Origin of the sequence: Psychrobacter sp. NPDC078929, from assembly GCF_050267985.1 — a bacterium.
Classification (GTDB): Bacteria; Pseudomonadota; Gammaproteobacteria; order Pseudomonadales; family Moraxellaceae; genus Psychrobacter.
In genome coordinates this window covers 119,299-144,436 of sequence record NZ_JBNNFX010000004.1, presented here as the reverse complement: position 1 = coordinate 144,436, position 25,138 = coordinate 119,299, and the positions used below count along the sequence as shown (strand labels likewise).

24 protein-coding genes are annotated in these 25,138 nt (G+C 43.7%); 13 read left to right on the top strand and 11 right to left on the bottom strand.

What is annotated here, in order from left to right; genetic code table 11:
• Window positions 1–129: 129 nt before the first annotated feature.
• Window positions 130–1,683: a type II secretion system ATPase GspE gene (gene gspE / locus ACQKCG_RS04035; protein WP_134292373.1), complete on the bottom strand. Its 1,554-nt coding sequence runs from the start codon at window positions 1,681–1,683 to the stop codon at window positions 130–132.
• Between the two features lie 326 nt (window positions 1,684–2,009).
• Between gspE and ACQKCG_RS04030 the strand changes: the two genes are divergently transcribed.
• The gene (locus ACQKCG_RS04030; protein ID WP_101205496.1) at window positions 2,010–2,831 is read left to right on the top strand and encodes a thiazole synthase; all 822 of its coding nucleotides are present in this window, start codon (window positions 2,010–2,012) and stop codon (window positions 2,829–2,831) included.
• Between the two features lie 174 nt (window positions 2,832–3,005).
• Window positions 3,006–4,445 carry a WS/DGAT/MGAT family O-acyltransferase gene (locus ACQKCG_RS04025; protein WP_134292372.1) on the top strand — a complete coding sequence of 480 codons (1,440 nt, stop codon included), beginning with the start codon at window positions 3,006–3,008 and terminating at the stop codon, window positions 4,443–4,445.
• Between the two features lie 84 nt (window positions 4,446–4,529).
• Here the strand turns inward: ACQKCG_RS04025 and ACQKCG_RS04020 are convergent, their stop codons facing one another.
• Together ACQKCG_RS04020 and dxs are read right to left on the bottom strand one after the other, a co-directional pair.
• Complete coding sequence (locus tag ACQKCG_RS04020) at window positions 4,530–5,357, bottom strand: inositol monophosphatase family protein (RefSeq protein WP_134292371.1); 828 nt, start codon at window positions 5,355–5,357, stop codon at window positions 4,530–4,532.
• A gap of 343 nt (window positions 5,358–5,700) precedes the next feature.
• Window positions 5,701–7,773 carry a 1-deoxy-D-xylulose-5-phosphate synthase gene (gene dxs / locus ACQKCG_RS04015; protein ID WP_134292370.1) on the bottom strand — a complete coding sequence of 691 codons (2,073 nt, stop codon included), beginning with the start codon at window positions 7,771–7,773 and terminating at the stop codon, window positions 5,701–5,703.
• Window positions 7,774–8,406: 633 nt separating this feature from the next.
• Here dxs and ribA point away from each other — a divergent pair.
• The 3 genes from ribA to ACQKCG_RS04000 all read left to right on the top strand — a co-directional run bounded on the left by ribA (window position 8,407) and on the right by ACQKCG_RS04000 (window position 11,011).
• On the top strand, window positions 8,407–9,135 hold the full coding sequence (ribA, locus tag ACQKCG_RS04010; protein ID WP_134292369.1) for a GTP cyclohydrolase II: 729 nt from the start codon (window positions 8,407–8,409) through the stop codon (window positions 9,133–9,135).
• A 7-nt stretch (window positions 9,136–9,142) separates the two neighbouring features.
• The gene (hemF, locus tag ACQKCG_RS04005) at window positions 9,143–10,147 is read left to right on the top strand and encodes an oxygen-dependent coproporphyrinogen oxidase (RefSeq protein WP_134292368.1); all 1,005 of its coding nucleotides are present in this window, start codon (window positions 9,143–9,145) and stop codon (window positions 10,145–10,147) included.
• A 387-nt stretch (window positions 10,148–10,534) separates the two neighbouring features.
• Window positions 10,535–11,011 (top strand): c-type cytochrome, encoded by a 477-nt coding sequence (locus tag ACQKCG_RS04000; RefSeq protein WP_134292367.1) that lies wholly within the window; start codon window positions 10,535–10,537, stop codon window positions 11,009–11,011.
• 129 nt (window positions 11,012–11,140) lie between these two features.
• Here the strand turns inward: ACQKCG_RS04000 and ACQKCG_RS03995 are convergent, their stop codons facing one another.
• From ACQKCG_RS03995 to ACQKCG_RS03985, 3 genes are all read right to left on the bottom strand, one after another.
• Complete coding sequence (locus ACQKCG_RS03995; RefSeq protein ID WP_102094685.1) at window positions 11,141–12,118, bottom strand: mechanosensitive ion channel family protein; 978 nt, start codon at window positions 12,116–12,118, stop codon at window positions 11,141–11,143.
• 72 nt (window positions 12,119–12,190) lie between these two features.
• Window positions 12,191–12,754 (bottom strand): lactoylglutathione lyase, encoded by a 564-nt coding sequence (gene gloA, locus ACQKCG_RS03990; protein WP_134292366.1) that lies wholly within the window; start codon window positions 12,752–12,754, stop codon window positions 12,191–12,193.
• 176 nt (window positions 12,755–12,930) lie between these two features.
• Window positions 12,931–13,569, bottom strand: a complete 639-nt coding sequence (locus ACQKCG_RS03985; RefSeq protein WP_057758161.1) for a carbonic anhydrase — start codon at window positions 13,567–13,569, stop codon at window positions 12,931–12,933.
• Between the two features lie 390 nt (window positions 13,570–13,959).
• Between ACQKCG_RS03985 and potA the strand changes: the two genes are divergently transcribed.
• The 6 genes from potA to ACQKCG_RS03955 all read left to right on the top strand — a co-directional run bounded on the left by potA (window position 13,960) and on the right by ACQKCG_RS03955 (window position 19,060).
• Window positions 13,960–15,201 (top strand): spermidine/putrescine ABC transporter ATP-binding protein PotA, encoded by a 1,242-nt coding sequence (gene potA / locus ACQKCG_RS03980; protein WP_134292365.1) that lies wholly within the window; start codon window positions 13,960–13,962, stop codon window positions 15,199–15,201.
• Complete coding sequence (gene potB / locus ACQKCG_RS03975) at window positions 15,201–16,079, top strand: spermidine/putrescine ABC transporter permease PotB (protein ID WP_134292364.1); 879 nt, start codon at window positions 15,201–15,203, stop codon at window positions 16,077–16,079. The genes potA and potB overlap by 1 nt, the downstream gene beginning before the upstream one ends.
• The gene (potC, locus tag ACQKCG_RS03970; RefSeq protein WP_134292363.1) at window positions 16,079–16,885 is read left to right on the top strand and encodes a spermidine/putrescine ABC transporter permease PotC; all 807 of its coding nucleotides are present in this window, start codon (window positions 16,079–16,081) and stop codon (window positions 16,883–16,885) included. The genes potB and potC overlap by 1 nt, the downstream gene beginning before the upstream one ends.
• Window positions 16,886–17,000: 115 nt before the next feature.
• Window positions 17,001–17,891, top strand: a complete 891-nt coding sequence (locus ACQKCG_RS03965) for a LysR family transcriptional regulator (RefSeq protein ID WP_134292362.1) — start codon at window positions 17,001–17,003, stop codon at window positions 17,889–17,891.
• A 243-nt stretch (window positions 17,892–18,134) separates the two neighbouring features.
• Complete coding sequence (locus tag ACQKCG_RS03960; RefSeq protein WP_134292361.1) at window positions 18,135–18,527, top strand: hypothetical protein; 393 nt, start codon at window positions 18,135–18,137, stop codon at window positions 18,525–18,527.
• Window positions 18,528–18,616: 89 nt separating this feature from the next.
• Window positions 18,617–19,060: a hypothetical protein gene (locus tag ACQKCG_RS03955; RefSeq protein WP_134292360.1), complete on the top strand. Its 444-nt coding sequence runs from the start codon at window positions 18,617–18,619 to the stop codon at window positions 19,058–19,060.
• Window positions 19,061–19,174: 114 nt separating this feature from the next.
• Here the strand turns inward: ACQKCG_RS03955 and crcB are convergent, their stop codons facing one another.
• The 4 genes from crcB to ACQKCG_RS03935 all read right to left on the bottom strand — a co-directional run bounded on the left by crcB (window position 19,175) and on the right by ACQKCG_RS03935 (window position 21,992).
• On the bottom strand, window positions 19,175–19,546 hold the full coding sequence (gene crcB / locus ACQKCG_RS03950; protein WP_134292359.1) for a fluoride efflux transporter CrcB: 372 nt from the start codon (window positions 19,544–19,546) through the stop codon (window positions 19,175–19,177).
• 44 nt (window positions 19,547–19,590) lie between these two features.
• On the bottom strand, window positions 19,591–20,649 hold the full coding sequence (gene tsaD, locus ACQKCG_RS03945) for a tRNA (adenosine(37)-N6)-threonylcarbamoyltransferase complex transferase subunit TsaD (protein WP_134292358.1): 1,059 nt from the start codon (window positions 20,647–20,649) through the stop codon (window positions 19,591–19,593).
• A gap of 342 nt (window positions 20,650–20,991) precedes the next feature.
• Window positions 20,992–21,528, bottom strand: coding sequence for a c-type cytochrome (locus tag ACQKCG_RS03940; RefSeq protein WP_134292357.1), 537 nt, complete (start codon window positions 21,526–21,528; stop codon window positions 20,992–20,994).
• A 125-nt stretch (window positions 21,529–21,653) separates the two neighbouring features.
• On the bottom strand, window positions 21,654–21,992 hold the full coding sequence (locus tag ACQKCG_RS03935; RefSeq protein WP_134292356.1) for a hypothetical protein: 339 nt from the start codon (window positions 21,990–21,992) through the stop codon (window positions 21,654–21,656).
• Window positions 21,993–22,630: 638 nt separating this feature from the next.
• Here ACQKCG_RS03935 and rpsU point away from each other — a divergent pair.
• A complete protein-coding gene (rpsU, locus tag ACQKCG_RS03930; protein WP_010195908.1) occupies window positions 22,631–22,846 on the top strand; it encodes a 30S ribosomal protein S21 in 216 nt (71 codons plus the stop codon).
• 203 nt (window positions 22,847–23,049) lie between these two features.
• Entirely contained in the window at window positions 23,050–23,499 is a 450-nt protein-coding gene (locus ACQKCG_RS03925) for a GatB/YqeY domain-containing protein (RefSeq protein ID WP_057758141.1), read from the top strand.
• Between the two features lie 42 nt (window positions 23,500–23,541).
• On the opposite strand, the gene ACQKCG_RS03920 is transcribed toward ACQKCG_RS03925, so the two are convergent.
• Window positions 23,542–25,113 (bottom strand): M48 family metalloprotease, encoded by a 1,572-nt coding sequence (locus tag ACQKCG_RS03920; protein ID WP_227543660.1) that lies wholly within the window; start codon window positions 25,111–25,113, stop codon window positions 23,542–23,544.
• Between the last annotated feature and the right edge of the window lie 25 nt (window positions 25,114–25,138).

Below are 25,138 nucleotides of genomic sequence, written 5' to 3'. Positions count from 1 at the left end.
TATTTACTTTTTTAGCGCATCTAGCATATTGGTAGCCAACAAACCCATTATAAAAATATTAAAACTAAAATAACTGGCTATTCACGCCAGTTATTTTTTGTCTGTTATACCGATATCGAGTCTGCAAATTTATACCAGTATTGTCTCGTCCGTTAATGCGCTCTCTTTCGTCACTCGTAGCACTTCTTCCAATGTCGTACGCCCTTCTATGACCTTACGCAAACCATCTGCACGAATAGATGGTGTTTGCTGGCGAGCATACTCTTCCAGCTCATACTCAGCCGTATTGCTATGAATCATACGGCGCAATGTATCGTCGATTGGCACGACTTCATAGATGGCGGTACGGCCTTTAAACCCTGACTGATTACATTTATCGCAGCCAACTGGCTTGGGCAAACGAATCGACTCACTTGCTATATCTTTGGCATTACTCTTCAGCGTTGACCCAATACCAATTTCGGTAAATAGCTTGGCTTGCTCGGTATCGGCAGCCTGCCAGCTTTGACAATGTGAACACAAGGTACGTACCAAACGCTGCGCTACTACGCCAATAAGTGACGACGACAACAGAAACGGCTCAACACCCATGTCCTGTAAGCGAGTGACCGCGCCGATAGCAGTATTAGTATGCAGCGTCGATAGTACCAAATGCCCTGTCAAAGACGCCTGTACGGCAATCTCTGCTGTCTCTAAATCACGAATTTCACCAACCATCACCACATCAGGATCTTGACGAAGCATTGCACGCAAACTTTTAGCAAATGTCATGTCTACTTTATTGTTGACCTGCGTTTGTCCAATACCATCGAGCTGAAACTCAATCGGGTCTTCAGCAGTCAAGATATTACGGGTTTGATCGTTCAGATCAGTCAGCGCCGAATAGAGCGTGGTAGTTTTACCCGAGCCAGTCGGCCCTGTCACCAAAATAATGCCATGCGGACGATGGATTAAGCGTTTTAGCTCAGTATAGTCATTATCAGACAACCCCAAATACGTCATATTCAAACGACCAGCTTGCTTGTCTAATAAACGCATCACCACGCGCTCGCCAAAGCTCGATGGCAAAGTCGATACACGCACATCGACCTCTCGCCCTGCCAGTCTTAAACTGATACGACCATCTTGCGGCACTCGCTTTTCGGCGATATCTAACTTAGCCATTACCTTAATACGCGAGACTAACAATGGAGCCAGTTGTCGTTTTGGTGTGATGATTTCTTTTAGCTCACCATCGACTCGGAAACGGACGACCAAACGCTTTTCAAAAGTCTCAATATGAATGTCTGAAGCACTTAAGCGAATGGCTTCGGACAACAAGGCGTTGATCAAACGAATGATAGGCGCATCATCCTGTTGATCCATCAAGTCTTCAGTTTCAGGAACGCTATCTGCCAAGCTATCGAGATCAGGATGGTCCTCAAGTCCAGCAGCAATATGCTGAGACTCTCCTGTATTGCCAGCATAAGCTGCGTTCATACGTTTTTCAAAATCATCTGCGCTAACACTTTCGTAAGTGGGTACACCGCGAACACCTTGCTGCTGTAAAAACCGTACCGCTTCGTTGATCGCTGACAACGGAGTCGCTTTGGTGAGTACCAATGTTGGCGGCAATTCAGGGTCTATCGCAAGTATGGCCAAAATCTGATGGCGTTTCGCAAAGCTGTATGGCAACTGCATCATAAAGACGGCCCAATAGGTGAGGAGAGGATAAGAAGTACGCACGCCAAGACATGATGGATGCCTTGTCCTTAACAGTTCGAATCAAAAAAGACTGCCAGTAAGGTTGCATGAGTTTGTTATAATAGCATTTTGTTTTAGACGGGTATTATTTTATGTGACTGGCGCTTTATACCTATCGCCCAGCACATATTATTACTATCAGAGTTAGCATATCATGCCTTTTTTTGCAGACCGCTTGCCATTGTCTATTACACCTTTTAGATTACTTAAATTACCCATCATATTTTGTCTGTCCCTTCTCCCGCTCGATATTAGGATTTTCCATTATGTCAGAGAACGTTAGCACTACTCATCCAACACCACTTTTACAAGATACCTTTACTGTCGGTAGCCGTACCTTTTCTTCGCGTCTGCTGGTTGGTACTGGCAAGTATAAAGACATGACAGAGACTGGAGAAGCTATTGCCGCTTCAGCAGCCGAAATCGTGACCGTTGCTATTCGCCGTGTCAATATTGGACAAAATAGTGATGAACCTAACTTATTAGATGTGATTTCACCTGATAAATATACAATATTACCGAATACTGCTGGCTGCTTTGACGCCGAAACAGCCATTCGCACTTGTAAGCTTGCTCGCGAGTTATTGGGTGGGCATAATTTGGTTAAGCTTGAGGTATTGGGTGATGAGAAAACCTTATATCCAAACGTTATGGAAACTTTAAAAGCCGCCAAAGTATTAATCGATGATGGTTTTGAAGTGATGGTTTATACGTCAGATGACCCTATCGTTGCACAAGAATTAGAAAGCATGGGCTGTGTCGCTATTATGCCGCTTGGCAGCTTGATTGGTTCAGGGCTTGGTCTACTCAATCGTCATACGCTTAGCTTGATAATCGAAAACGCTAAAGTACCCGTATTGGTTGACGCTGGTGTCGGCACTGCGTCTGATGCTGCACTTGCAATGGAGCTTGGCTGTGATGGCGTACTGATGAACTCAGCCATTGCCAATGCACAAAACCCGGTAATGATGGCACACGCAATGAAACATGCTATGTGGGCAGGCCGCGCTGCGTTTTTGGCAGGTCGTATGCCTATGCGTAAGATGGCTACTGCCAGCTCACCACAAACTGGGTATTTCTTCCAATAAATTGAAGTATAGATGACATATCATAATAGAGCATGTTGAGTATTTACGTATAGTGCTGTCAGTGCTATGGTTGATTGCTTAACACGCTCTCTAAAATAATAAAAAATGTTATTTGATTGAATATCTACTTATTATAATTTTCACATAACACTTATCGTCATAAAAGGATTTATTATGCGACTTCTCACAGCAGTCGACCAGTTGTTTCTACTTCTTGAGTCGCGTAAACAGCCCATGCACGTTGGTGGACTGTTTGTATTTGAATTACCAGACAATGCGGATAGCGATTTTGTCTATCAATTGGTAAAACAAATGCAAGAGTCTGATGTGCCGCCTAGCTTTCCTTTTAATCAAGTACTTGAGCATTTAGCCTTTTGGAAAAAAGACAAAGACTTTGATGTTGAGCATCATTTGCATCATGTCGCGCTACCAAGTCCTGGACGCGTACGTGAACTATTGATGTACGTCTCAAGAGAACATGGGCGTTTATTAGATCGTGCCATGCCTTTGTGGGAGTGTCATGTCATCGAAGGTATCCAGCCAGAAGTCGAAGGTGGACCTGAACGTTTTGCATGGTATTTTAAGATTCATCATTCTTTGGTTGATGGCATCGCAGCAATGCGTTTGGTTCAAAAATCCTTATCACAATCGCCAGCCGAACCAGTTACTCTCCCTGTCTGGTCGTTGATGGCGCGCCATCGCAACCAAGTAAACGCTATATTACCTGCCGAACGATCTATCAGAGGCATCATAAAAGAGCAGATATCTACCATCAAACCTGTATTTACAGAACTGCTAGATAATGTGAAAAACTACGGTGATGAAGGGTACGTCGGTACTTTTGACGCCCCAATGAGTATCTTGAATAAACGTATATCAGCCTCACGGCGTATAGCCGCACAGTCTTATGATATAAAACGGTTTAACGATATTGCTGAGAGGCTCAAAATTAGCAGGAACGATGTGGTACTGGCGGTCTGTGCAGGTGCTATTCGTCGTTATCTAATATCAATGGATGCGTTACCAAGCAAACCCTTGATTGCTTTTGTACCGATGTCCCTGCGTACAGACAACAGTATCTCGGGCAACCAACTGTCATTTGTATTGGCAAACTTGGGTACGCATTTGGACAATCCACTGCGCAGGATAGAGCTTATTCACCGTAGTATGAATAACGGCAAACGTCGCTTTCGCCGCATGAACCAAGCGCAGGTCATTAACTACAGTATTGTCTCATACGCGTGGCAAGGCATTAATTTGGCGACAGGACTGTTTCCTAGAAAGCAAGCATTTAACCTGATTATCTCTAACGTCCCTGGCTCTGAAAAACCACTGTACTGGAATGGCGCACGTCTGCAATCGTTATATCCCGCTTCTATTGTCTTTAATGGTCAAGCGATGAATATCACCTTAGCCAGTTATTTAGATAAGATTGAATTTGGTATCACCGCTTGTAGCAAGGCGCTGCCTCGCGTACAAGATATGCTGATGCTGATAGAAGAAGAGTTGCAGCTGCTAGAAACTACCAGTAAAGAGTTAGCATTCAAAGGTATTACCGTCGAAGATAAAGCAGGCAATCAGGGTAATAATAAAACAAAAAAGCTGGCTCCATAACGGAACCAGCTTTTTTTCATTCATACTCAATCTAGATATTAACTATATCTAGGCGCTAAACGTTAATACCATTAAGGTTAACGTTTAGATTGCGTCACCCCAAATTGGTACAACTGTTTGCATCAATGGCTTAAGCAATTTCACATTACAAGCGAAGATAGAGCCTGATGTCATAGAGTTGTGCGCGCCAGTGTGATCAACCACCACACCGCGTGCTTCAGTTACGATAAGCTCGCCCGCAGCGATGTCCCAAGGCTTGATAGACATCTCAAAATAACCGTCAAAACGACCAGCGGCAACATAGCACAAATCAAGCGCAGCTGAACCTAAGCGACGAACTTGACCGCCTTCTTCAGAGATTTTTTGTAAACTTTCAAAGTGCTGCTTGGCATAAGAGATGACTTCACCATTGCGTTTACGCTCAAGCGGATGACCGGTGGTAAATAAACCACCGTCAATTGTTTTACGCTCACTGACATTGATACGGCGTTGGTTTAAACGCGCGCCTTTACCACGGCTCGCTGAGAACATCTCATCACGTACTGGATCATAGACCACACCATGTTGGGTAACACCTTTATGCTGTACAGCGATAGATACGCAGAACTGCGGTACACCATGAACGAAGTTCTTAGTGCCGTCTAGTGGATCGATAATCCAGCACCAGTCAGCATCTTCGCCGCGGCCTTCTTGCATACCAAACTCTTCACCCAAAAATGAATGATTAGGATAGCTGGCTTTTAGCGTCTCAATAGTGAGCTCTTCGCTAAAGCGATCAATGCGGGTAACCAGACCATCAAGTCCTTTAGACTCAATATCTAACTCGATTTTGTGGCGGTTTTGATGCGCATATAAAATCTCTTTACCAACTTTTTCAGCAGTACGCGCTGCGATGACTACCATGGGTTCCATAAATAACCTATTTGCTTGATGAATGAATATAAAAAATAACACTAACTTTGTGCCCACAACATGCCAAACAGCCGCCGCATCACACCACATCTATGCGATTAAAAACGTGTCTCTTATAAACGAAAACTTATAAAAGACACCCGCATTATACTAAAATTGTTCGATAAAAACGAAAAAACCGTCACGCTGATCAAGCCGGTACCTTGGCGATCATCTAAACTGCGCAAGTTGTAAAAAAGTTAGCACCTACGGCTAGCAGGCGTCTGCTCTGTTTAAGGAGCTTATATCGGTTTTAATTAACACATTTTTAGTGCATTAATTTCTTAAAATAATATTGTAATGCTTACGATAAAAGAATTTTAAGCTGTTTAATTACGCCTTCGACATCTAAACCACAGTCAGCCAATTGTTCTGCTTGGGAGCCATGAGCGATAAAACGATCAGGAATACCGATATTAGCAATAGCTGGACGACTTTGCTTAAAGGCTGCCGACTCATTGAGTAAATATTCATTCACTGCACTACCCGCGCCGCCCATAATCATGTGCTCTTCTAGGGTTGCTATATGAGTGACCCTTTGCGCTAATAACATCTTAAGCATGGCTGTATCTAGCGGTTTTACCCAGCGCATATTGACCACCTGTATTTGGCAATCTAACACTGCATCGTTATTTATTAAGCTTTCTGCGGCTTGCTGAGCAGTGGCTACCATCGTACCAAAGGCCAATAGCGCCAATTTGTAAGGCGCATCAGTTTTACCTAATACTGACTCGACAACTGCTTCGCCAACTTTATAAGTTTGGGCTGGCTGCTCAATATCAGCACCTGTGCCTGTACCACGCGGATAACGTACCGCCGTGCAACCTGGATACTCATAGCAAGTATTGAGCAAATGGTAGCATTCGTTCTCATCTTTTGGCGCTGCAATCACTATATTAGGCACACAACGCAAGAATCCGAAATCAAACACGCCAGCATGCGTGGCACCGTCTTCACCGACTAGGCCCGCTCGATCTATGGCAAACATTACATCGAGATTCTGTAAAGCCACGTCATGAATCAGCTGATCATATCCACGCTGCAAGAACGTCGAGTAAATTGCGACAATAGGTTTGACGCCTTGAGTTGCCATTCCAGCCGCTAGCGTGACAGCATGTTGCTCAGCGATGGCCACATCAAAGAAACGCTGTGGAAAGTGACGAGCAAAGTCCGTCATCCCTGAGCCTTCTTCCATAGCAGGGGTGACAGCTAGTAGCTTATCGTCTTCAGCCGCTTTATCACATAAGAACTGGCCAAACACTTGCGAATATTTTAACGCTGGCTTTGTACTTGGTTGTTTTTTTAGCTGCTCTATAGAGTTAGCTTTAGACGCTTCATGCTCTTTATGATTTTCGACTGGCAACTTACTAATTGCGTGATAGCCCACTGGATCTAATTCTGCTGGTGCAAACCCTTTACCCTTAGTGGTATAGATATGTACCAATACTGGGCCTTTTACTTGCTTCGCCAGTGACAGTACGCGCTGTAGCTCAGGGATATTATGCCCATCAAATGGACCAAAATAGGTAAAACCAATCGCTTTGAATAAGTTATCTTCTAGCTGCGGAACATCACGCATCTCTTTATGACGCTTGCGGCGATCGAACGCCTGCATATCAGGACGGTGGCAGAGTACTGGCTCACCTAACTCAGAGATATCAACTTGATAACCTGATTCCCAAAGCATCGCTAAATGTCGTGAAAATCCGCCAATAGAGCAAGATATCGACATATCATTATCGTTTAGAATGACCAGCAAATCAGCATCTTGCTGTACTGCATCATTCATGGCTTCAAATGCCATACCGCCTGTCATTGCACCATCGCCGATGACGCAAGCAACCGTTTGCTCGCGGCCTTGATAACGCAGGGCAAGGCTCATGCCCAGACCAGCTGAAATAGAGGTCGATGAATGACCAACGCCAAATGTATCATAGACAGACTCTGCGCGCTCAGGGAACGCTGTCAAACCGTCTTTAGATCTGATAGTACCTAGCTGCTCACGGCGACCTGTCAGCACTTTATGAGCATAGGCTTGATGACCCACGTCCCAGACGATTTGGTCTTGCGGCGTATCTAACAAATAGTGCAATACTATAGTCAGCTCAACCACGCCCAAATTGGCACCAAAATGCCCACCACTCTGACCAGCTGAATATAATAGAAAAAGGCGCAATTCATCAGCCAGCGTAATAAGCTTGGCAGTCGAAAGCGTGCTGAGGTCAGCGGGTGTATCAATTGCATCAAGCAATGGCGTATGAGGACGCACACGTGGAATCACAGTATAGGTCTGCTGTAAGCTCGATAACTGAGCAGCAGAATCCAGCACTGATGTAGATAGGGACTGAGACTTTGGAGAATGAGGTGACTGCTGCATAAACCGTACGATACCTACCAATCTGCTGACAAGACGTGTCTTTAAAATATAGCGTTGACTATAATCAAAAGACGTCAATAATACCTACATCATTATTGATGTAATCGACCATATAATTATTCATGCAACTTTCGTATTTGTATAGCTGCGCTACTTACGACAGTAGACACGCTAGCTCAATAGACTGCGCGTCAATACCAACGTTTTGATATCAAAATATTGATGCTTTTATACTATTGACGACTGAGGGATGACATTATGCCCTATTATTTTGCATCAATAGCGGATGTTAGTGACGACATAGTAATGTAAGGGTAAAGACTTGTCACTGTATCCGTCAAAATAGTATGGCATAATAGCATTTTTTTTTAATTGTCGCTTTAATCATCGTGCGTCGTCTGTGAACTTTGTGTGTTTTTATAAAAAATACAATGAGTACGCTGTCTTTATGAACAGGTTATACTGGTATCATCTCAGTCTTAGCAGTAAAGTTTAGATGATATGCTCATCTCAACTAATATTTATTTCGAAAACAGTAGTTATCTTTAACAGTAACCGGCTCAAACAGCCCTCATCTCGAACAGCAACAACACCCTTTTCACCGCCACGACTTTAGGCTTATGTAGGACAGCAATGTCATATCAATTTATCACTAGTGCCAAATTACCCACTCGTCACGGCGAGTTTGATATTCATATCTTTGAAAATAGCGAAGGTCAAGAGCATGTCATGCTGACCGTTGGTCTAGCTGTGGTCGATCAACAGACAGATGTCATGGCTAGCCAATCCTCAAACGACACGATATTGAACCAAAAGAACGAATCGATAGCGAAGCAAGTACCGCTCATTCGCATTCATTCTGAATGTCTGACAGGCGATGCGTTTAGCTCATTGAAATGTGACTGTGGTCCACAGCTCAATACTGCCATGCAAGCCATCCAAGAGTCAGGGTGCGGTGCGATTTTGTATTTGCGTCAAGAAGGCCGCGGTATTGGTTTGACCAATAAGATTCGTGCGTACGCCCTCCAAGATCAAGGGCATGATACGCTGGATGCTAATCTCATGTTAGGCTTGCCTGCCGATGCGCGTATCTATGATATGTGTGGTCCGATGCTTGCCCATGTCGGTGTTGACGCTGTCAGGCTCATCACCAACAATCCAAACAAAGTCGCTTATCTGACTGAACATGGTATTGATGTTATCGAACGAGTGCCATTGTTAGTCGGTGTTAATGATATGAATGCGGAATATCTAGCAACCAAACGTGATCGCATGGGCCACTTGTTTGATAAAAATATCAATCTTGATATAGATGCTTCTCTCGATACAGACCTTAATACCGCCATACACCTGAATAAATAGATATCTTATGAGTATTACAAATAACGAAACGGACTTATCAACGGTAGCGTCCGTGACGACGCCAACCAATAACGACATCATGCGAGTGCGTGAATTTTTGGTTGATTTACAGGCACGTATCTGTGAATCGCTAGAAGCACAAGAGCGTGACGGCAGCACTAATGACAATGAGCATGCGACCTTTGTACCTGATGACTGGGAACGTCCTGAAGGCGGCGGCGGACGGTCGTGCGTATTGGCAGATGGCGAGGTCATCGAAAAAGCAGGCGTCATGTTTAGCCATATTCATGTACATAACCTCCCTGCTTCTGCGACTGCGCGTCACCCCAATATCGCTGGACGTAAAGCTCAAGCAATGGGCGTATCACTGGTTGTCCATCCCAGAAATCCAAACGTGCCTACGAGCCATGCCAATGTGCGTTTATTCGTAGCAGAAGCGGAAGGCGAAGCTCCTATCTGGTGGTTTGGCGGTGGTTTTGACTTAACGCCATTCTATCCAGTACTCGCTGATTGTGTACACTGGCATCAAGTTTGTCATGACTTGTGTGCGCCTTTTGGGGACAATATCTACGCTGATTTCAAACAGTGGTGTGATGAGTATTTCCATCTACGCCATCGTGATGAGCAGCGCGGTATTGGTGGTCTGTTTTATGATGACGTCAGTGCTGAGAGTCGCGGCTGGGACTTCGAGACCTGCTTTAACTTTATGAAAGCAGTTGGCAACGGTTATCTTGACGGCATTATGCCGATTTTTGAACAACGTAAAAATACGCCTTATACTGAAGCGCAGCGCGAGTTTCAGCTCTATCGCCGTGGCCGCTACGTCGAATACAATCTGGTCTACGATCGTGGAACGCTATTTGGGCTACAGAGTAATGGACGTATCGAATCCATCCTAGTCAGTATGCCACCACTTGCCAGCTGGCATTATCGCTTTGAGCCTGCTGAAGGAACGCCTGAATTTGAGTTGACCGATTATTATCTAAAACCACGTGATTGGTTAGCACTATAAGTTTCGTAAATATCACAGCATTCATATTTTTGGAAAATATTAAAAAGGTCAGCCTCTATTCGCTGGCCTTTTTTATTGTCAGTACCATCCAAACGACCCACTCTCACATTGTTATCGTACAAAAATACGTTGTGTAGCTACTATACGATCATCGCAACCAACTATAAGCAGTAATAACCAAGTTAAGGTATGCTTATCTAAAATATTACGAGGATATAACAACTATATAATTCCCAACGCACAGATAACCGTTACAATAGAAGACGTTCTTTATTAGCAACTGTGCTCAGAAGAATTTTAGGCAGTATTTTGTATAACTATATTTTAAGTCAAAGCGAGCGTTTTCAATCGCGCTTACTATTAGCCAAGTTTAAAGGAGTAAGTCATATGGCACAGGTTCATACCAACAAATCTTTCAAATCTCTGTTTAGCATTACTTTGATGGCGGCTGCACTGGGTTTAACGGCCTGTAGTACCTCAACAGGGTCTAACCCTGACGTGCAAGCGCGTCAAGACACCATGAAAAACTGGGGCGATGCAATGGGCGTCATGGGTGATATGGCAAAAGCACCTGACACATTTGATGCGGACGTATTTAAAGAGCAAGCTGCGTTCTTAGCAGAAGATGCCGCCAAGCCTTGGAGTCATTTTGAAGACCCTGAAGCAGTAGGCAATGCTACTGAAGCAGTTTGGTCTAATGCTGATGGATTCAGTGCTGAAGCGGAAAACTTTCAAAAAGTCACTGCTGAGCTAAACGCCGCCGCCCAAAACGCCACTAGCATGGACGATGTTAAGCCTGCGTTTGGACAAGTTGGTGCAAGCTGTAAATCATGCCATACCGACTTTAGAGCGAAAGACGAATAAGCCTTTATACTTATAGCACGTAGACACGTATAAAAAAACCGCCATATCAATTGATGTGGCGGTTTTTTAGTTTTCTGAATAATGTGGAAATCAAAGTTTTAACACTAATTAAATATTTCACCGAGCGCCCTACTCTGCTACTGTTTTATTCACATCCACAACGTCTTGCTGCTCGTTCATTTTATTAACGATTGCACTCACTGAAGGATCACTCAAATCGATCGTACGTATTGGGAATGGAATATTTACGCCCGCTGCATCCAACGAGTTTTTGATACCTACAATTACTTGATGAATCGAGGCAACCTTATTGGCTTGCGTACCATCTTCGATAAACCAGCGTACCATTAGATCAATGGACGAACCACCAAAACCAGTAGCAATCACGCTTGGCGTTGCTTTCTTCGAGACGCTCTCTATCTTATCTAACGCCTTGATAATCTCAGCTTTGGCCGCTTCGATATCATCTTCATAACCGATACCAACTGCGACTTGCAGACGGCGCTGCTTATAAGCGGTATTGACGGTCAATGCTGAGGTATAGAGATCTGAATTTGGAATCACCACTTGACGGCCATCATAAGTCCTGATGGTAGTTGCGCGAATTTTGATATCTTCGACTGTTCCTTCATAGTCGCCTGAGACAATCTGATCACCGATACGAAACGGCTCTGAAATTAGCAGCAAGATACCAGAGAGTAAGTTTTGGAAGATATCCTTAAAAGCAAAACCGATAGCAACGGAACCAATACCGAGCGCGCCAATCAGCTTAGCAGGGGTGAATCCTGGCACTGCAATAACCATCGCTATCATAAAACCAATAAAGAAAATAAGCGCCCCACCTACTCGCTGAAACACTTTGACCAAGTTCTGATGCCGACTACGGCTACCTAATAATTTGTGAACGATTTTTTTGAAGACAATCGATAAGAACCAAAAAATTAGGATAACGATAATTGATGCGACAAAGTATGGGATGCGTTCAACAAAGCCAACCCATATCTCATTTGCCGAACCAAGGATGCTTTGATAGGTCAATCCATCCGTTGTCGTAGACTGCGCAGCTGTCTCAGCACTCAGTGTCGTTTCTGCCTCAGAGGTAGGCATCTGGGTGATACTCCTTTATTCTATTTATTTTTATTAGCGCACTTATCTTAATAGGTGCTGTCTTTCTGACAACTAGCCCAACAAATCGGCCTGAACAATTTCGATCCAGTAGCCGTCTACATCTTTGATAAAGGCAATGTTTTTCATGCTACCGTCTTCTGGACGCTTTTTAAATTCGACGTCATTTTTATCAAACCAAGCAACCGCTTCATCCAAGCTTGGAACGCTAAAACAAATATGACCAAAACCTTGCGGATCTTGATTGCCGTCATGATAGCTAAAATCAGCCTTGGTTTCGGTGCCGTAGTTATGCGTCAACTCCAAAATACCACGCTGACGGAAAGCAAAGATTTCTAGATCATCGCCAGTTGGCAGGTTTTCGCGCTCGCTCTCGGTCAACTTAGCCAAGAAATATAAATCGAATCCCATGTCAGGGAACTTCTTAACGGCAAGCAAGGTCATACCCAAGACGCCAGTGTAAAACTCAAGCGATTTCACTGGGTCTTTGACACGCAGCATGGTGTGGTTAAAAGTAAAACCGGTCGTCTGTGATGAGATTGGCTGAACACCATCAGTACTGACGCTGCTAGCAGGTTGGTCTATTGCGTCGTTATTGTTGTTAGATGAAGTAGACATAATTATCCTAATATAATTCAGAAAATAAAGGCAAAAACACGCAAATCAAGATTGTCGTAATTTGCGTCGTTCTCTTATCATAATAAAAAATGGCGAAATAACTGATAGGGTTTTGTAAGAATATGAACAAGGTGTGTTCGTCTGTATACCCTAACTAGCTAGTTATCTAAGACTAACTAGCTATCTAAAAAACGCACTTTTCCTGTCTCAAGATCATACTCAGCACCGACTACCAATAGCTGACCACTATTGGTTAAGTCCTCTAATGCACGTGAGCCATGCTTTAGCTGACTGACTGACATACGTACGTTAGCGCGGATAGAACGATCGACCAACTCGTCTGCATCGACGTCTTGACCATTGGCAGTTGCCAGTTCGTGCAAGTTATAAACGCTTGGGCGAATACGATCAACGATAGATTGCAAGTTAGGTGAATAGTTCTGTTCAGGATTAATCAATGTCTCAACGCAAGCCGTGACAGCGCCGCATTTTGAATGTCCAAGTACCACTACCAATTGTGTGCCAAAGGCTTCAGCTGCAAACTCGATTGAACCAATCTGTGATGGTGCAACGACGTTACCCGCGACTCGTATAACAAACAAATCTCCCAAACCTTGATCAAAAACAATCTCAACTGGTACTCGTGCATCTGAACAACCCAAAATAATGGCCAATGGATTTTGATCCTTGACCAACTCTGGACGGCGCTGCATATACTCATCGGTACTGGTGAGGCTATCAACGTAGCGTGCATTACCTGCTTTTAAAAGCTCAAGCGCTTCTTGACCTGTGGTTGGACGTATATCGGTAGGCATGAGAGATCCTTTATCATCAATAATATTAGAGTTATAAGCTTTTTTGCATACATGTATTCAAGCACAGATTGGCTATTTATCGCCAAACTATCAGGCTAATCATGTTTGTCAGCCATAACGTGATTGTATAGCAATAAAAACCAAAAAACGGTAAAAAAATTTGTCTAAATATCTTTAAGTGAATGTAGTCACATCTAAAAATATAGCTGTGCATATCGCTGCTACGATAGTATGACTCGCGTAACTTATAACGAACTTGCACTGACTTATATCAAGGGTTTGTTATAATACGCAGCAATCAGGCAGCAATCAGACCGCGCTTACGTTCATACCAATCCCTATAATGACAGCTAGCTGTATACAGATATTGGACGCTCAGGAACAGATATTATGACCGATTTATCTCAAAATACGTATAACACCTCTGCGTCACCTCATGATGATCAGGTGCTGCTGCAACTGACTGGTCTAAAAAAAACTTATGATCAAACCGAAGTTCTAAAAGACATCAACCTTGATATTAAACATGGTGAGTTTTTGACGCTGCTTGGCCCATCAGGCTGTGGTAAGACGACATTACTACGCTTGATTGCAGGCTTTGAGCAGCCGAACGCTGGGGCGATATATTTGGATGGCGTACAGATGGCAGGCTTATCCGCTGATAAACGTCCAGTCAATACCGTATTTCAGCATTATGCGTTGTTCCCTCATATGAGCGTTGCCCAAAATGTGGCTTATGGCCTAAAGCTAAAGAAAGTCCCAAAAGATGAAATCCAAAGACGTGTCAGTGAGATGCTAGCGATGGTACAGCTAGAGCATTTGGCCAACCGCAAGCCGCAAGATTTGTCTGGTGGTCAGCAGCAGCGAGTTGCGATTGCACGTGCGGTGATTAACCGTCCTAAACTACTATTGCTCGATGAACCATTATCCGCGCTCGATCACAAACTGCGCCTGCAAATGCAGTCTGAGCTGAAGCGTCTGCAACGTGAGTTGGGCATAACCTTTGTCTTTGTCACTCATGACCAAGAAGAAGCGCTCTCAATGTCAGACCGTATTGCCGTAATGAAAGACGGCACGTTCCAGCAAATCGGTACGCCTATCGAAATTTATGAAACCCCTGCCAATTTATTTACTGCTAAATTCATCGGTGAGACCAATTTGTTTAGAGCCGAGGTCAAAGGTGTCCATCCAGACCAGCCAGATCGAGATGGCAAAGTGACCAACGGACGTATCGAGGTCGAAGTCTGTGAAGCGCAAGTGCAAGAAGGGCCGACCACCTTACGCAACTTACGTCGTCCCAATTTTGCCAATGACGTGCAAGTGGGCGATATCGTCAATTTACTACTTCGCCCCGAAGACCTGCGTATCTACGATCCAAAAGACAATGAGCATAGCGGACTGTTGGGCCGTGTCATCGAGAGTAACTATAAAGGTAGCACCTTAGACTCGATTATCGAACTGGCAAATGGTCATATCATTAAAGCCTCTGAATTTTTTGATGAGGATGATCCAAGCTTTGATTACAAACTAAACGAGGGCGTCAAAGTCTCATGGGTAGATGGCTGGGAATGGGTATTGCCAGAAGATCCTGACACTATGAAAAACACGACTGTACAAAAGGATGGTAGCTGATGGCCCGCAACCACTTAGGCAGTAAAAGTCCATTTCGTACCGCTACGCTTTGGCTAATTTGGGGTTGGCTACTGATATTTGCACTATTACCAAATATCCTAGTCATCGCTGTCAGTTTTTTGACCCGCGATAGCAGTGCCTTTATCAGCTTGCCTGTCAGTATCGACAGTTATGTGCGGATGATTGACCCCTTATATTTTGAGGTATTTGTCCACTCATTATGGATGGCAGGTATCACAACGGTTATCTGCCTACTGTTTGGCTACCCTTTTGCATGGCTGGTTTCCAAAGCAAAAGTACGTTGGCAGCCGTTGCTGATGCTACTACTGATACTGCCATTTTGGACCAACTCTTTGGTACGGACGTATGCGCTCAAATTACTATTTGCCAATAACGGTTTGATTAATAAATTACTATTAGCCATCGGTATAATCGATACGCCAATCGATATTTTATATACCCAAGGCGCGGTGATTGCAGGTTTAACCTACTTGTTATTTCCATTTATGGTACTGCCGCTATATGCTGTATTTACTGACTTGCGTAATGACATGCTATTGGCTTCGCAGGATTTGGGTGCAACTAGAACACAGACCTTTTGGCATGTGGTACTGCCATTAACGACACCGGGGATTATTTCTGGTGTACTGCTCGTGCTGTTGCCTGCGATGGGCATGTTTTATGTGGCAGATATCTTGGGTGGTTCTCGTAATTTATTGGTCGGTAATATCATTAAAAACCAATTTTTAGATGCGCGTGACTGGCCATTTGGTGCTGCGGCCAGCGTCTTATTGACACTAGCGATGGCGGTATTATTACTAGCCTACCGTGCCAGTAGCCGCCGCATTGGCAAGACCGACTTCAACGAGGTGGCCTAATGTCTTACAGCTCACCGAATAAAAAAACTCGCCCGCTTAAGATTGGTAGTATCGCTGCCAAAGGCTATCTCGGACTGATTTATACCCTGTTATACCTGCCAATCATTGTCTTGGTGGTGATGTCCTTTAACAAATCAAAAATTGGCTATAACTGGGGCGGTTTTAGCTTAAAGTGGTACGAATCATTATTCAATAACCAAGCAATGCTCGATGCGTTTTGGCACTCTATTGTATTAGGATTGGTGGCAGCCACCGTCTCAACTTTGATAGGTACGCTTACAGCGCTGGCATTACACCGTTATAATTTTCGCGGTAAAGGCTTGCTAAACGGTCTGCTGTTTGTCCTGATGATGTCGCCTGAGATTGTATTGGCTATCTCGTTATTGGCGCTATTCCTACTGATTGGTTTGCAATTGGGCTTTGTCTCACTGCTATTGGCTCATATTACCTTTTGCCTACCCTTTGTTGTCATTACCGTCTTTGCACGATTGAGTAGTTTAGATGAGCGTTTAATGGAAGCGGCACGCGACTTGGGTGCTAACGAATCAACCATGGTGCGCACCGTATTGATTCCCGTTATCTTGCCTGCGGTCATGGCAGGTTGGTTGCTAGCTTTCACTTTATCGCTAGATGATGTAGTGGTGTCGACCTTTGTCACAGGGCCTAGCTATGAGATCTTACCGCTGCGCATTTATTCTATGGTGCGCGTAGGACTCAAACCAGAAGTTAACGCCATTGGTACGTTATTGCTGGTTGCTTCTCTAGTATTGGTCGTTATCTCACAGTTATTATTACGCAAGCGCTAGATGTTGATTGCTGACTAATTGCTTATTAACTGAGCATTAATACCGGACTATGAGTGAAAGTCAGCGCTATATTGACTATAATGAATTTTTCTCACCTTAGCGGTTAGGTTATATTATGCTTGAGCTACGTCATCTTAATACGTTAACCGCGCTACGGGCGCATGGTTCACTTGCAGCAGCGGCGGATGAGCTACACGTTACTGCCTCAGCCGTTTCGCATCAATTAAAAGAGCTTGAGAACTATTACGACATCAGCTTAGTCAATCGTCGGACACGCCCGCTTAGTTTTACGCCCGCAGGTAAAGCAGTATTGGCATTGGCAGACAATATCCTACCGCAAGTTACTCGTACCAAATCTAACCTCAAGCGCTTAGCACACGGTCAAGCAGGCAGATTACGCCTAGCATCAGAGTGCCATAGCTGCTTTGATTGGCTTATGCCGATACTTAACCACTATCGCCGTGAATGGTCGGATGTCGAGCTAGATTTTGCCACAGGGTTTGAGCCTGAGCCGCATCATCTACTCATGGAAGGTGATATTGATCTGCTTATCACTACCAGTGATTTACCGCTCGACGGTATCAGCTATCAGCCATTGTTTGAGTACGAGAGTCGTTTGGTGCTTTCACCAACGCATGATTTAGCTGCTCAAAAATTTATTGACCCTGATGATTTGATTAATGAGACATTAATTGCCTATCCAGTAGAGGCCAAGCGTCTCGACATCATTGCTAATTTTATGACGCCAGCACAAGTAAGCTTTAAGAGTGTTCGTACGACAGAGCTGACCGCAATGCTAATTCAGTTGGTTGCTAGTGAACGCGGCGTAGCAGCATTGCCTGATTGGGTGGTTGCTGAATATGAGAAAAAAGGTTGGGTCGTCTCGCGACCACTAGGTGATGGTGTACATTGTCAGCTGTACGCCGCGACGCGTATTTCTAGTCAAGACATTTCTTATATGCAGGGTTTTGCCAGTTTATTGGAAGCGATTGTAAAACCAGTTTAATACTCCACTGTTTATTACATTTTTTGGTTATAAATATCGTTTGCTTTCTTACGTTATGATAGGCGTTGGGGAAAATGATGGTTCCCTAGTGAGGAATTGAATCTCTGGCTGTAGGTTAATGGTATCAGTATCTTGAGTTACTTAGGTAGTCGCGGTGTACATTGGTAATGTACACGAAGCAAGCTTTTCAAGATTCAATCGAATTACTCTTAATTATCTTAAACAATTTAACAGGTCACTTGTATGAGTGTTTTATTCGATGAAGCTTTAGATGCTCTTAAAGAAGTTAGAATATTAGCCGATGAAGAGTCTAGGAAAGTAATGGATCAGTTTGTTAGCTCATTTCCAATACGAACTAGTGGTAGCGGAGTAATTGACTGGAACAAGGTTGATAAAAAAGTGCTGCTAAACTGTATAGAAGAAACTAAAAATCAAATAAATCTCAGACTGACAGATAGTTGTTTTATTATCTGGAATGATGCAGCATACCCGATTATAGAGACTACTGTTGAAAGTATAGTAAATGCTTTTGACGACGTTACAGCTGTAAGTTTTGATACATGGATATTCATCCCAAAAAATAATAATGTAATTGAAAGTACTCCCTCCAGCTTAAGAATGACTACATTTTTTTAGGGTTTATTTGCATACTCTATTCATGTTCGGTGCGCTATACAGGCATCGATCTGTTGACCTTATAATCAAAGACCAATGGGTGAAAAATAATGTCTATCATAGAAAAAAAATTGACCCAAGCAGAGATTTTTTGCCAAAATTATGAGCCAGAACTTGCTATAAGTATCTTAAATGAAGTAATTACTGATAGTAATTCAACAGATAGTGAAATAGCGGAGGCTTTAAATTTAAAAGGAATAACGGTAGATCTTGCTCCATATCTTTCAGAAGATCAACAAAACTACTCTGCATTAATTTATTTCCAAAGGGCTTTAAAATACGACCCTCACAATATCTATATCCTATTCAACATACTTAGTTCATTTTCTTGTATAGATATGATGCAAGAATATACTCAAAAAAACAAAAGTGCTTTTATATGCGCTTATGATGTCTTGAATAATGACTTGTATGATTCTTTAAACGAAGAATCCAAAAGTAAGTTGCATAAACTTTCTTCTAAATATCATGAATTTCAAGAGGAACGCTTTTAGGGTATATCCCAACGGAACCACCTAAAAAGCCCCTCAAACCTATTAATAGACCACTTAAAACAGACTGTATCTTTGGAACTACTTATAACGGACTATCGCGATTAATATCAACAGCTACAAAACCAGCTTAAAGAAATAGAATCCGATAGCAGTTGCCAATAACGTCAGTCCTACATGCAAACCGATGAGCGCTAAACCTGCTAGCAACCGCCCATCATGAATAAAGCCAAACACCTCTGCACTAAACGTGCTAAACGTAGTCAATCCGCCCAAGAAGCCAGTAATCACAAACACGCGCACGTGATCGGACAAGTTGCTACCCATACGCTCAAACCACACTAGCGCCAACCCTATCAGCAGTCCGCCTAAGATATTGGCGCTCAGGGTACCGAGTGGCACCCAACCGTGCAAGGCATTAAAACGCGATAGCCACGCTCGCAAGCAAGCACCGAATGCTGCGCCCAAACCGATAGCAAGCCACTGCATAGACTGTCCTTAATTCATATAAACGTGTTGGACCAAAGGCTCAATTACACGGCTGGCAACTCTGTCATTGGCCAACGCGGAATACAGCTAACAGCCAAATCATCAGACTGTCCTGCTTGCAAGCGCTCAAAACCTGCATAAGCAATCATCGCGCCATTATCCGTACATAGCGCAGGCGGTGCATAATGAACCGTTGCATTGATCTTAGCCAGTTCAGCCTCTAACATCTCACGCAGATGAGTATTGGCACTGACCCCGCCTGCAATTACTAAGCGGCTCATATCTGCTTGCTTAAGTGCTTTGACACATTTTTTCACTAGCGTGTCGACCACTGCATGCTGAAAACTTGCAGCAATATCAGCACGAATCTGTGGATCGCTGTCAGCGCCATTACCCGACCCTCCTGAGTGTGGCGTATCCTTAATCAGATTATGTACGGCTGTTTTCATGCCACTAAACGAAAAGTCTAGACCCCGATGTAGCATTGGTCTTGGGAGTGCGTAAGCGTCAGGATTACCAGCTTCTGCCAGCTTAGCAATATTAGGACCGCCAGGATAAGGCAGACCCAACATTTTAGCCGCTTTATCAAAGCACTCACCCGCCGCATCATCTATCGACTCACCCAATATCTCATATTGTCCAACACCGTGTGCAGCAATCAGTAACGTATGCCCACCAGACACCAATAGCGAGACAAAAGGAAACGCCGGAGGGTTTGCGCCCATAAGCGGCGCCAAAAGATGCCCTTCCATATGATGAATACCAATCGCTGGGATATCTAAACCATATGCCAAGCTACGTCCAAATAATGCACCTGTCATCAATGCACCAATAAGTCCAGGCCCTTTGGTATAGGCAATCGCATCGATCTCGCTTTTTGTCATATCGCACTGTTCGAGTAGCTCATTAAGTAACGGTACTAGCTTACGAATATGATCGCGGCTAGCAAGCTCAGGCACAACGCCACCATAAAGGGCGTGCAGCTCAATCTGAGAGTACAGTACTTGCCCGACCAAACCTTGGTTGTCGCTATTTATTTGCTCACTATCAAAAATCGCTAGCCCCGTCTCATCACAAGAGGTCTCTAAGCCCAATACTTTCATACTTTTGCCTTTATACTTTCGTTTTCGTGCTATTTTTATCGCACTTTTATCTTACATCATTTTGAGAAACTGGATAACTATAGTCAAAGAACTCTAAAATGAGTACAAGGCAGCCGACTGCAGATTGTACAAGTAGTACATCTAAGGAGGGTAACGCCGTAGCGGTTTAGTAGTTCACCGACTATAATACAATCAGCCACACACTATCTCGAATTCGCTTGATACAGCTGTATATTCTCAGACTGACATGACAAAAAACGTGCATAAAAAAACCGTCATTGTCAGTCACAATGACGGCCAGTTTAGCAAATTTCAATAGCTGACATACTCTAATATAGAGTATCAGCTTACCGACGCTAGCATATAATCAACAGCTGCTTTAACTTGTGCTTCGGTCACACCGTTTACTGCTTGCGCTGGCATTTTATTAAAGCCTTTAGCCGAGTGCATGTACAACGTCTCTTTATCTTTGGTCAGACGAGCTGTCCAAGCCGCTGTATCACCATACTTTGGCGCATCGAGCAAACCTGCAGCATGACACACCTGACAATTTGATTCATACAGTTTGGCACCTGCATCTGCTGCCAACACTTCAGGCTCAGAATCAGTTTCAGGTGTTGCCACTGCGTCATCTACTATGTCGGCAGACTCTGTTGCTGCTTTTGGTTCTGTATCTGTTTCTGGCTCAACCACAGACTCAGGCGTCGTGCCTTCGGTTTCTGCTACAGCTTTCTCTTCTATAGCGGTAACAGGCTCATTGGCTGCTGTAGACTCTTCCGTAGCTGTGTTATCACCGCTACAAGCACTCACAGCAAATACCACACTCATGCTGATCACAGACAATTTCAGCTTGTTCATATACGGTTGTATATCAATCATGGTTTTACCCTTACTTAGTCAGTCTGCAATCAATTAGAGGTGCGTTATATAAGCTTAAAGTACTTACGTATACGACCAACGACTGTTTAATAGTCCATTGAGTTAATAGTCCATTAACCACTAAATTATTCAGCAATGGCTGCAGCTGTATCGTCAGTAGCCGCCATATCAGCGCTGTCAGTAGGAGCAGCGGCTGTATCCATACTATCGGTAGCTGCTGCTTCTGTAGTATCAGCGTCAGCTTCTGTACCCACTGCATCAGCCGCTGGCATTGGTGCTGTCTCTGGGAACTCCATTTCTTCAGCTGGTGGTGCATTTTTGATGGCAAGTTCAGCAGCTTCGTCAACGCGATCGATTGCCATTATTTCTTCATGCTCTTCGCCGCCACTACAAGCGCTCACGCTCATACCTAAAGCTACGATAAGTGCGGTGCTTAATGCCGTGTTAAATACTGTTTTTTTCATTCCAACATCCTCAATAAAATACACACAAGACGGTTCATAGGCTTACTAGGGTCTATTGAACTTTCAAATGGGGTGCTGACAGTCACTATTTTTTAGACAATATGCAGTGAAATTGTTGAAGCCTAGTCATTCTAGGTCAAACTATTTCGCCATATATTGACAAAAAAGAGTACTGCCCTGAAAGGCTGATGCTAAAATTACCCCAACCGTTGTTGAAAACCTAGCTAAGATCTCGACATTATCGTCGGTTTTCGCCTAGTTTAGTGTAACTTTAGCTATCAGCAGTCCTAATATTTGAAAGTTCAATAGACCCTATAATATGGGAATTATCATAGCATAAACTCCAATCAAACCGTTATAGACGGTAGGGATTTTTTATTGATAAAGCGTTGTATATATGTCGAATTCATAGTTTGTGAGCCAAATTCAAATAGCCATCTAATTGAATACCCTATCGGCAATAAATGCTTAAAATCATTGACTTTGTTGGTATTTTTTATTAAAATACCTGCCCTTACGCTAATGCGTGAGAATTGTCCTAGTTTGAGCTGATGCCTGTAATCTTGAGATATTACGGCTAAATACTAATACACAGCCAAACTAATGCCCTTATATCTCATCCTAATCGAGGAGTCTTCATGCCTGCAGTTAAGGTTAAAGAAAACGAACCAGTTGATATCGCTATCCGTCGTTTCAAACGTGCTTGTGAAAAAGCTGGTGTATTGTCAGACGTACGTAAGCGTGAGTTTTATGAAAAACCAACGCAAGTACGTAAGCGTAAAAAAGCTGCTGCCGTAAAGCGTTATAAGAAGAAGTTACAACGCGAAACTATTCGTACCACTCGTATGTACTAATCAGTAATCTGATTAGCTAGGTACAAGCGCTACACTAACGCCACTGTTATCAATCGATATCAGTGGCGTTTTTTATGCTACAATTTTTGTTATTACTGCTGACATAATTTTTTATTAAAACCACTATCAGCAGGTTTGGTTCTAAAAATTTAACAAACGACATCTAACGAATAGCATTTAACAGATCGATAAGGATAATAGCAGTGAGCCAACTTAAACAGACGTTATCAGACAATATCAAAGTTTCAATGAAAGCTCGTGAGCTTGAGCGCGTCAAAGTACTGCGCAATGTACAGTCAGTAGTGAAACAAATCGAGATTGACCGTCAGACAGAACTTGATGACGCCCAAGTATTAGAAGTTTTGCAAAAACAGCTAAAGCAGCGTCAAGAATCACTAACTATCTTTACAGAAAATGGCCGTGATGACTTGGCCACCAAAGAGCAGTTTGAGATTGATATCATCAACGAGTTTATGCCGCAGCAAATGAATCAAGACGAGATCATGGCATTGGTAAATGCTGAAATCGCTGAGCAAGGTGCTACGTCTATGCGTGATATGGGTAGCGTCATGGGTGTCTTAAAGAATAAGACAGCTGGCCGTGCTGATCCTGCTTTGATTTCTAAAATGGTTAAAGACGCGCTACAAGGCTAACACTTGCTATTGATTGGCAGGCTAATCTGTACAACTAACCGCCTAGGGCTTAAAGTCTTTGGCGGTTTTTATTGCTTTAATTTCAGCATTAATATTAGCTAGTAATGGACGAGCACTATTGGCCTGATCTGTGGTTTGCAGATTTTCCGTCAACTGTTTGGCCTGTGTCAGAGAGGTCAGCGCACTCTCATAACGCCCATTCCATAGCTGATCATAACTGCGATAGCGCAATGCATTAATCGTCGCGATATTGGCTAACTGTGGTGATGTGGTGGTCTTAGCAAGTTTTTCATTGGCAAGTTGCAAGCTTTGCCATGCGTAACGGTCGCTTGGCTGCTGTTCTGTTAGTGGCTTCAACAACGCTTGGGCTTTTATCGGTTGATTACTGTTAGTCAGTGCTTCGGCCAGATAAAGACGTAAATCACGGCGCTCAGGATATAGGCGCTGCTGGCTCTCTAAGACATCTACGGTTTGTTGCCACTTACCTTGTTCACTCAATAACTGACTGTGCGTAATCGACAATAGAGGCTCTAAATTTTGACGCTGTGTGCTTGATAACGCATTTATCTCGGCCAATACCTTATTAGCATCTGTAAAGCGCTGCTGCTCTCCATACCAATGCATTAGCGCAAGTTTAGCTCCGAGACTGTTTTTAGCAGCCGTTGTCAGCGTGACTTCAGAGGCATGTTTACCAGTCACTTGCACACGCCAATACAGTAAATCAAACAATGCTTGATGGCGCTGCTGTTGGCTCAATGAGAGCGTTGGATATTGCTGAGCGCGACTTTGTGACTCGCTCAACCGCTCATTACTCAGAGGATGTGAACGTACAAAACTCGGTAAAAATTGATTCTCAACTTGGTTCAACTGACTCTGTTGATTCATCGTGGCAAAGAACCGTGGCATCGCCCGAGGATCATAACCCGCTTGGGTCATAATCTGCATCCCTACTCGGTCAGCCTCACGCTCGTTACTACGGCTAAAGGCCATACTGCTATTCATAGAGGCTGTCTGACTGCCCATCATCACAGCCGCAGCGGCATCACCATCGACAGCTGAGGCGGCAATCGCAGCTAGCATACCGCCTAGCTGCATCAGCAAGGCTTTTTTACGTTCGTCAGCGCCGCTTTCGTAGTGTCGTTGACTGATATGCGCAACTTCATGCGCGACGACGCTCGCCAGCTCATCCATGCTACTAGCTGACAGTATCGTTCCAGTATTGATACCGATTACGCCACCAGGCGCTGCAAAGGCATTGATACTGGGATTATCAATGATAACAACGCCAAGTGGTGCTTGCTGACGAGCTTGGGCATTGAGACGCCACGTCATGTCTTTTATCGTTTCTTGTACCCAAGGATCATGTTCCATTCTGACACGGCCATTGATATTCTGTAATGACCACTCGCCAAGCATTTTATTCTGATATTGCTCAGCAAAGCTCAAGCCTTGCCCGCGCAGATTTGGTAGATCTAGCGTTTGCGGATCTGTGACTTGCCACGAGCTATCAGCAAGTGGCAGCGTTTGACTCTCACGACTATGCGCACCACTAGCCATGGCTAGTAGCATCATTGACAACCCTACTTTGATACTATTTGGCAAAGCTAAACTCATGAAATGACGTTTATCTTTTCGCTTA

Bases quoted from the DNA above. Each gene is read 5' to 3' on its own strand.
- ACQKCG_RS03960 (WP_134292361.1), top strand. From the start codon at position 18,135: ATGAGTGTTTTATTCGATGAAGCTTTAGATGCTCTTAAAGAAGTTAGA.
- ACQKCG_RS04000 (WP_134292367.1), top strand. From the start codon at position 10,535: ATGGCACAGGTTCATACCAACAAATCTTTCAAATCTCTGTTTAGCATT.
- ACQKCG_RS03985 (WP_057758161.1), bottom strand. From the start codon at position 13,569: ATGCCTACCGATATACGTCCAACCACAGGTCAAGAAGCGCTTGAGCTT.
- ACQKCG_RS03955 (WP_134292360.1), top strand. From the start codon at position 18,617: ATGTCTATCATAGAAAAAAAATTGACCCAAGCAGAGATTTTTTGCCAA.
- ACQKCG_RS03935 (WP_134292356.1), bottom strand. From the start codon at position 21,992: ATGAAAAAAACAGTATTTAACACGGCATTAAGCACCGCACTTATCGTA.
- ACQKCG_RS03965 (WP_134292362.1), top strand. From the start codon at position 17,001: ATGCTTGAGCTACGTCATCTTAATACGTTAACCGCGCTACGGGCGCAT.
- dxs (WP_134292370.1), bottom strand. From the start codon at position 7,773: ATGCAGCAGTCACCTCATTCTCCAAAGTCTCAGTCCCTATCTACATCA.
- potC (WP_134292363.1), top strand. From the start codon at position 16,079: ATGTCTTACAGCTCACCGAATAAAAAAACTCGCCCGCTTAAGATTGGT.
- potA (WP_134292365.1), top strand. From the start codon at position 13,960: ATGACCGATTTATCTCAAAATACGTATAACACCTCTGCGTCACCTCAT.
- ribA (WP_134292369.1), top strand. From the start codon at position 8,407: ATGTCATATCAATTTATCACTAGTGCCAAATTACCCACTCGTCACGGC.
- ACQKCG_RS03940 (WP_134292357.1), bottom strand. From the start codon at position 21,528: ATGATTGATATACAACCGTATATGAACAAGCTGAAATTGTCTGTGATC.
- ACQKCG_RS04020 (WP_134292371.1), bottom strand. From the start codon at position 5,357: ATGGAACCCATGGTAGTCATCGCAGCGCGTACTGCTGAAAAAGTTGGT.
- tsaD (WP_134292358.1), bottom strand. From the start codon at position 20,649: ATGAAAGTATTGGGCTTAGAGACCTCTTGTGATGAGACGGGGCTAGCG.
- ACQKCG_RS04030 (WP_101205496.1), top strand. From the start codon at position 2,010: ATGTCAGAGAACGTTAGCACTACTCATCCAACACCACTTTTACAAGAT.
- hemF (WP_134292368.1), top strand. From the start codon at position 9,143: ATGAGTATTACAAATAACGAAACGGACTTATCAACGGTAGCGTCCGTG.
- ACQKCG_RS03995 (WP_102094685.1), bottom strand. From the start codon at position 12,118: ATGCCTACCTCTGAGGCAGAAACGACACTGAGTGCTGAGACAGCTGCG.
- crcB (WP_134292359.1), bottom strand. From the start codon at position 19,546: ATGCAGTGGCTTGCTATCGGTTTGGGCGCAGCATTCGGTGCTTGCTTG.
- ACQKCG_RS04025 (WP_134292372.1), top strand. From the start codon at position 3,006: ATGCGACTTCTCACAGCAGTCGACCAGTTGTTTCTACTTCTTGAGTCG.
- gspE (WP_134292373.1), bottom strand. From the start codon at position 1,683: ATGATGCAGTTGCCATACAGCTTTGCGAAACGCCATCAGATTTTGGCC.
- potB (WP_134292364.1), top strand. From the start codon at position 15,201: ATGGCCCGCAACCACTTAGGCAGTAAAAGTCCATTTCGTACCGCTACG.
- gloA (WP_134292366.1), bottom strand. From the start codon at position 12,754: ATGTCTACTTCATCTAACAACAATAACGACGCAATAGACCAACCTGCT.
- ACQKCG_RS03920 (WP_227543660.1), bottom strand. From the start codon at position 25,113: ATGAGTTTAGCTTTGCCAAATAGTATCAAAGTAGGGTTGTCAATGATG.
- rpsU (WP_010195908.1), top strand. From the start codon at position 22,631: ATGCCTGCAGTTAAGGTTAAAGAAAACGAACCAGTTGATATCGCTATC.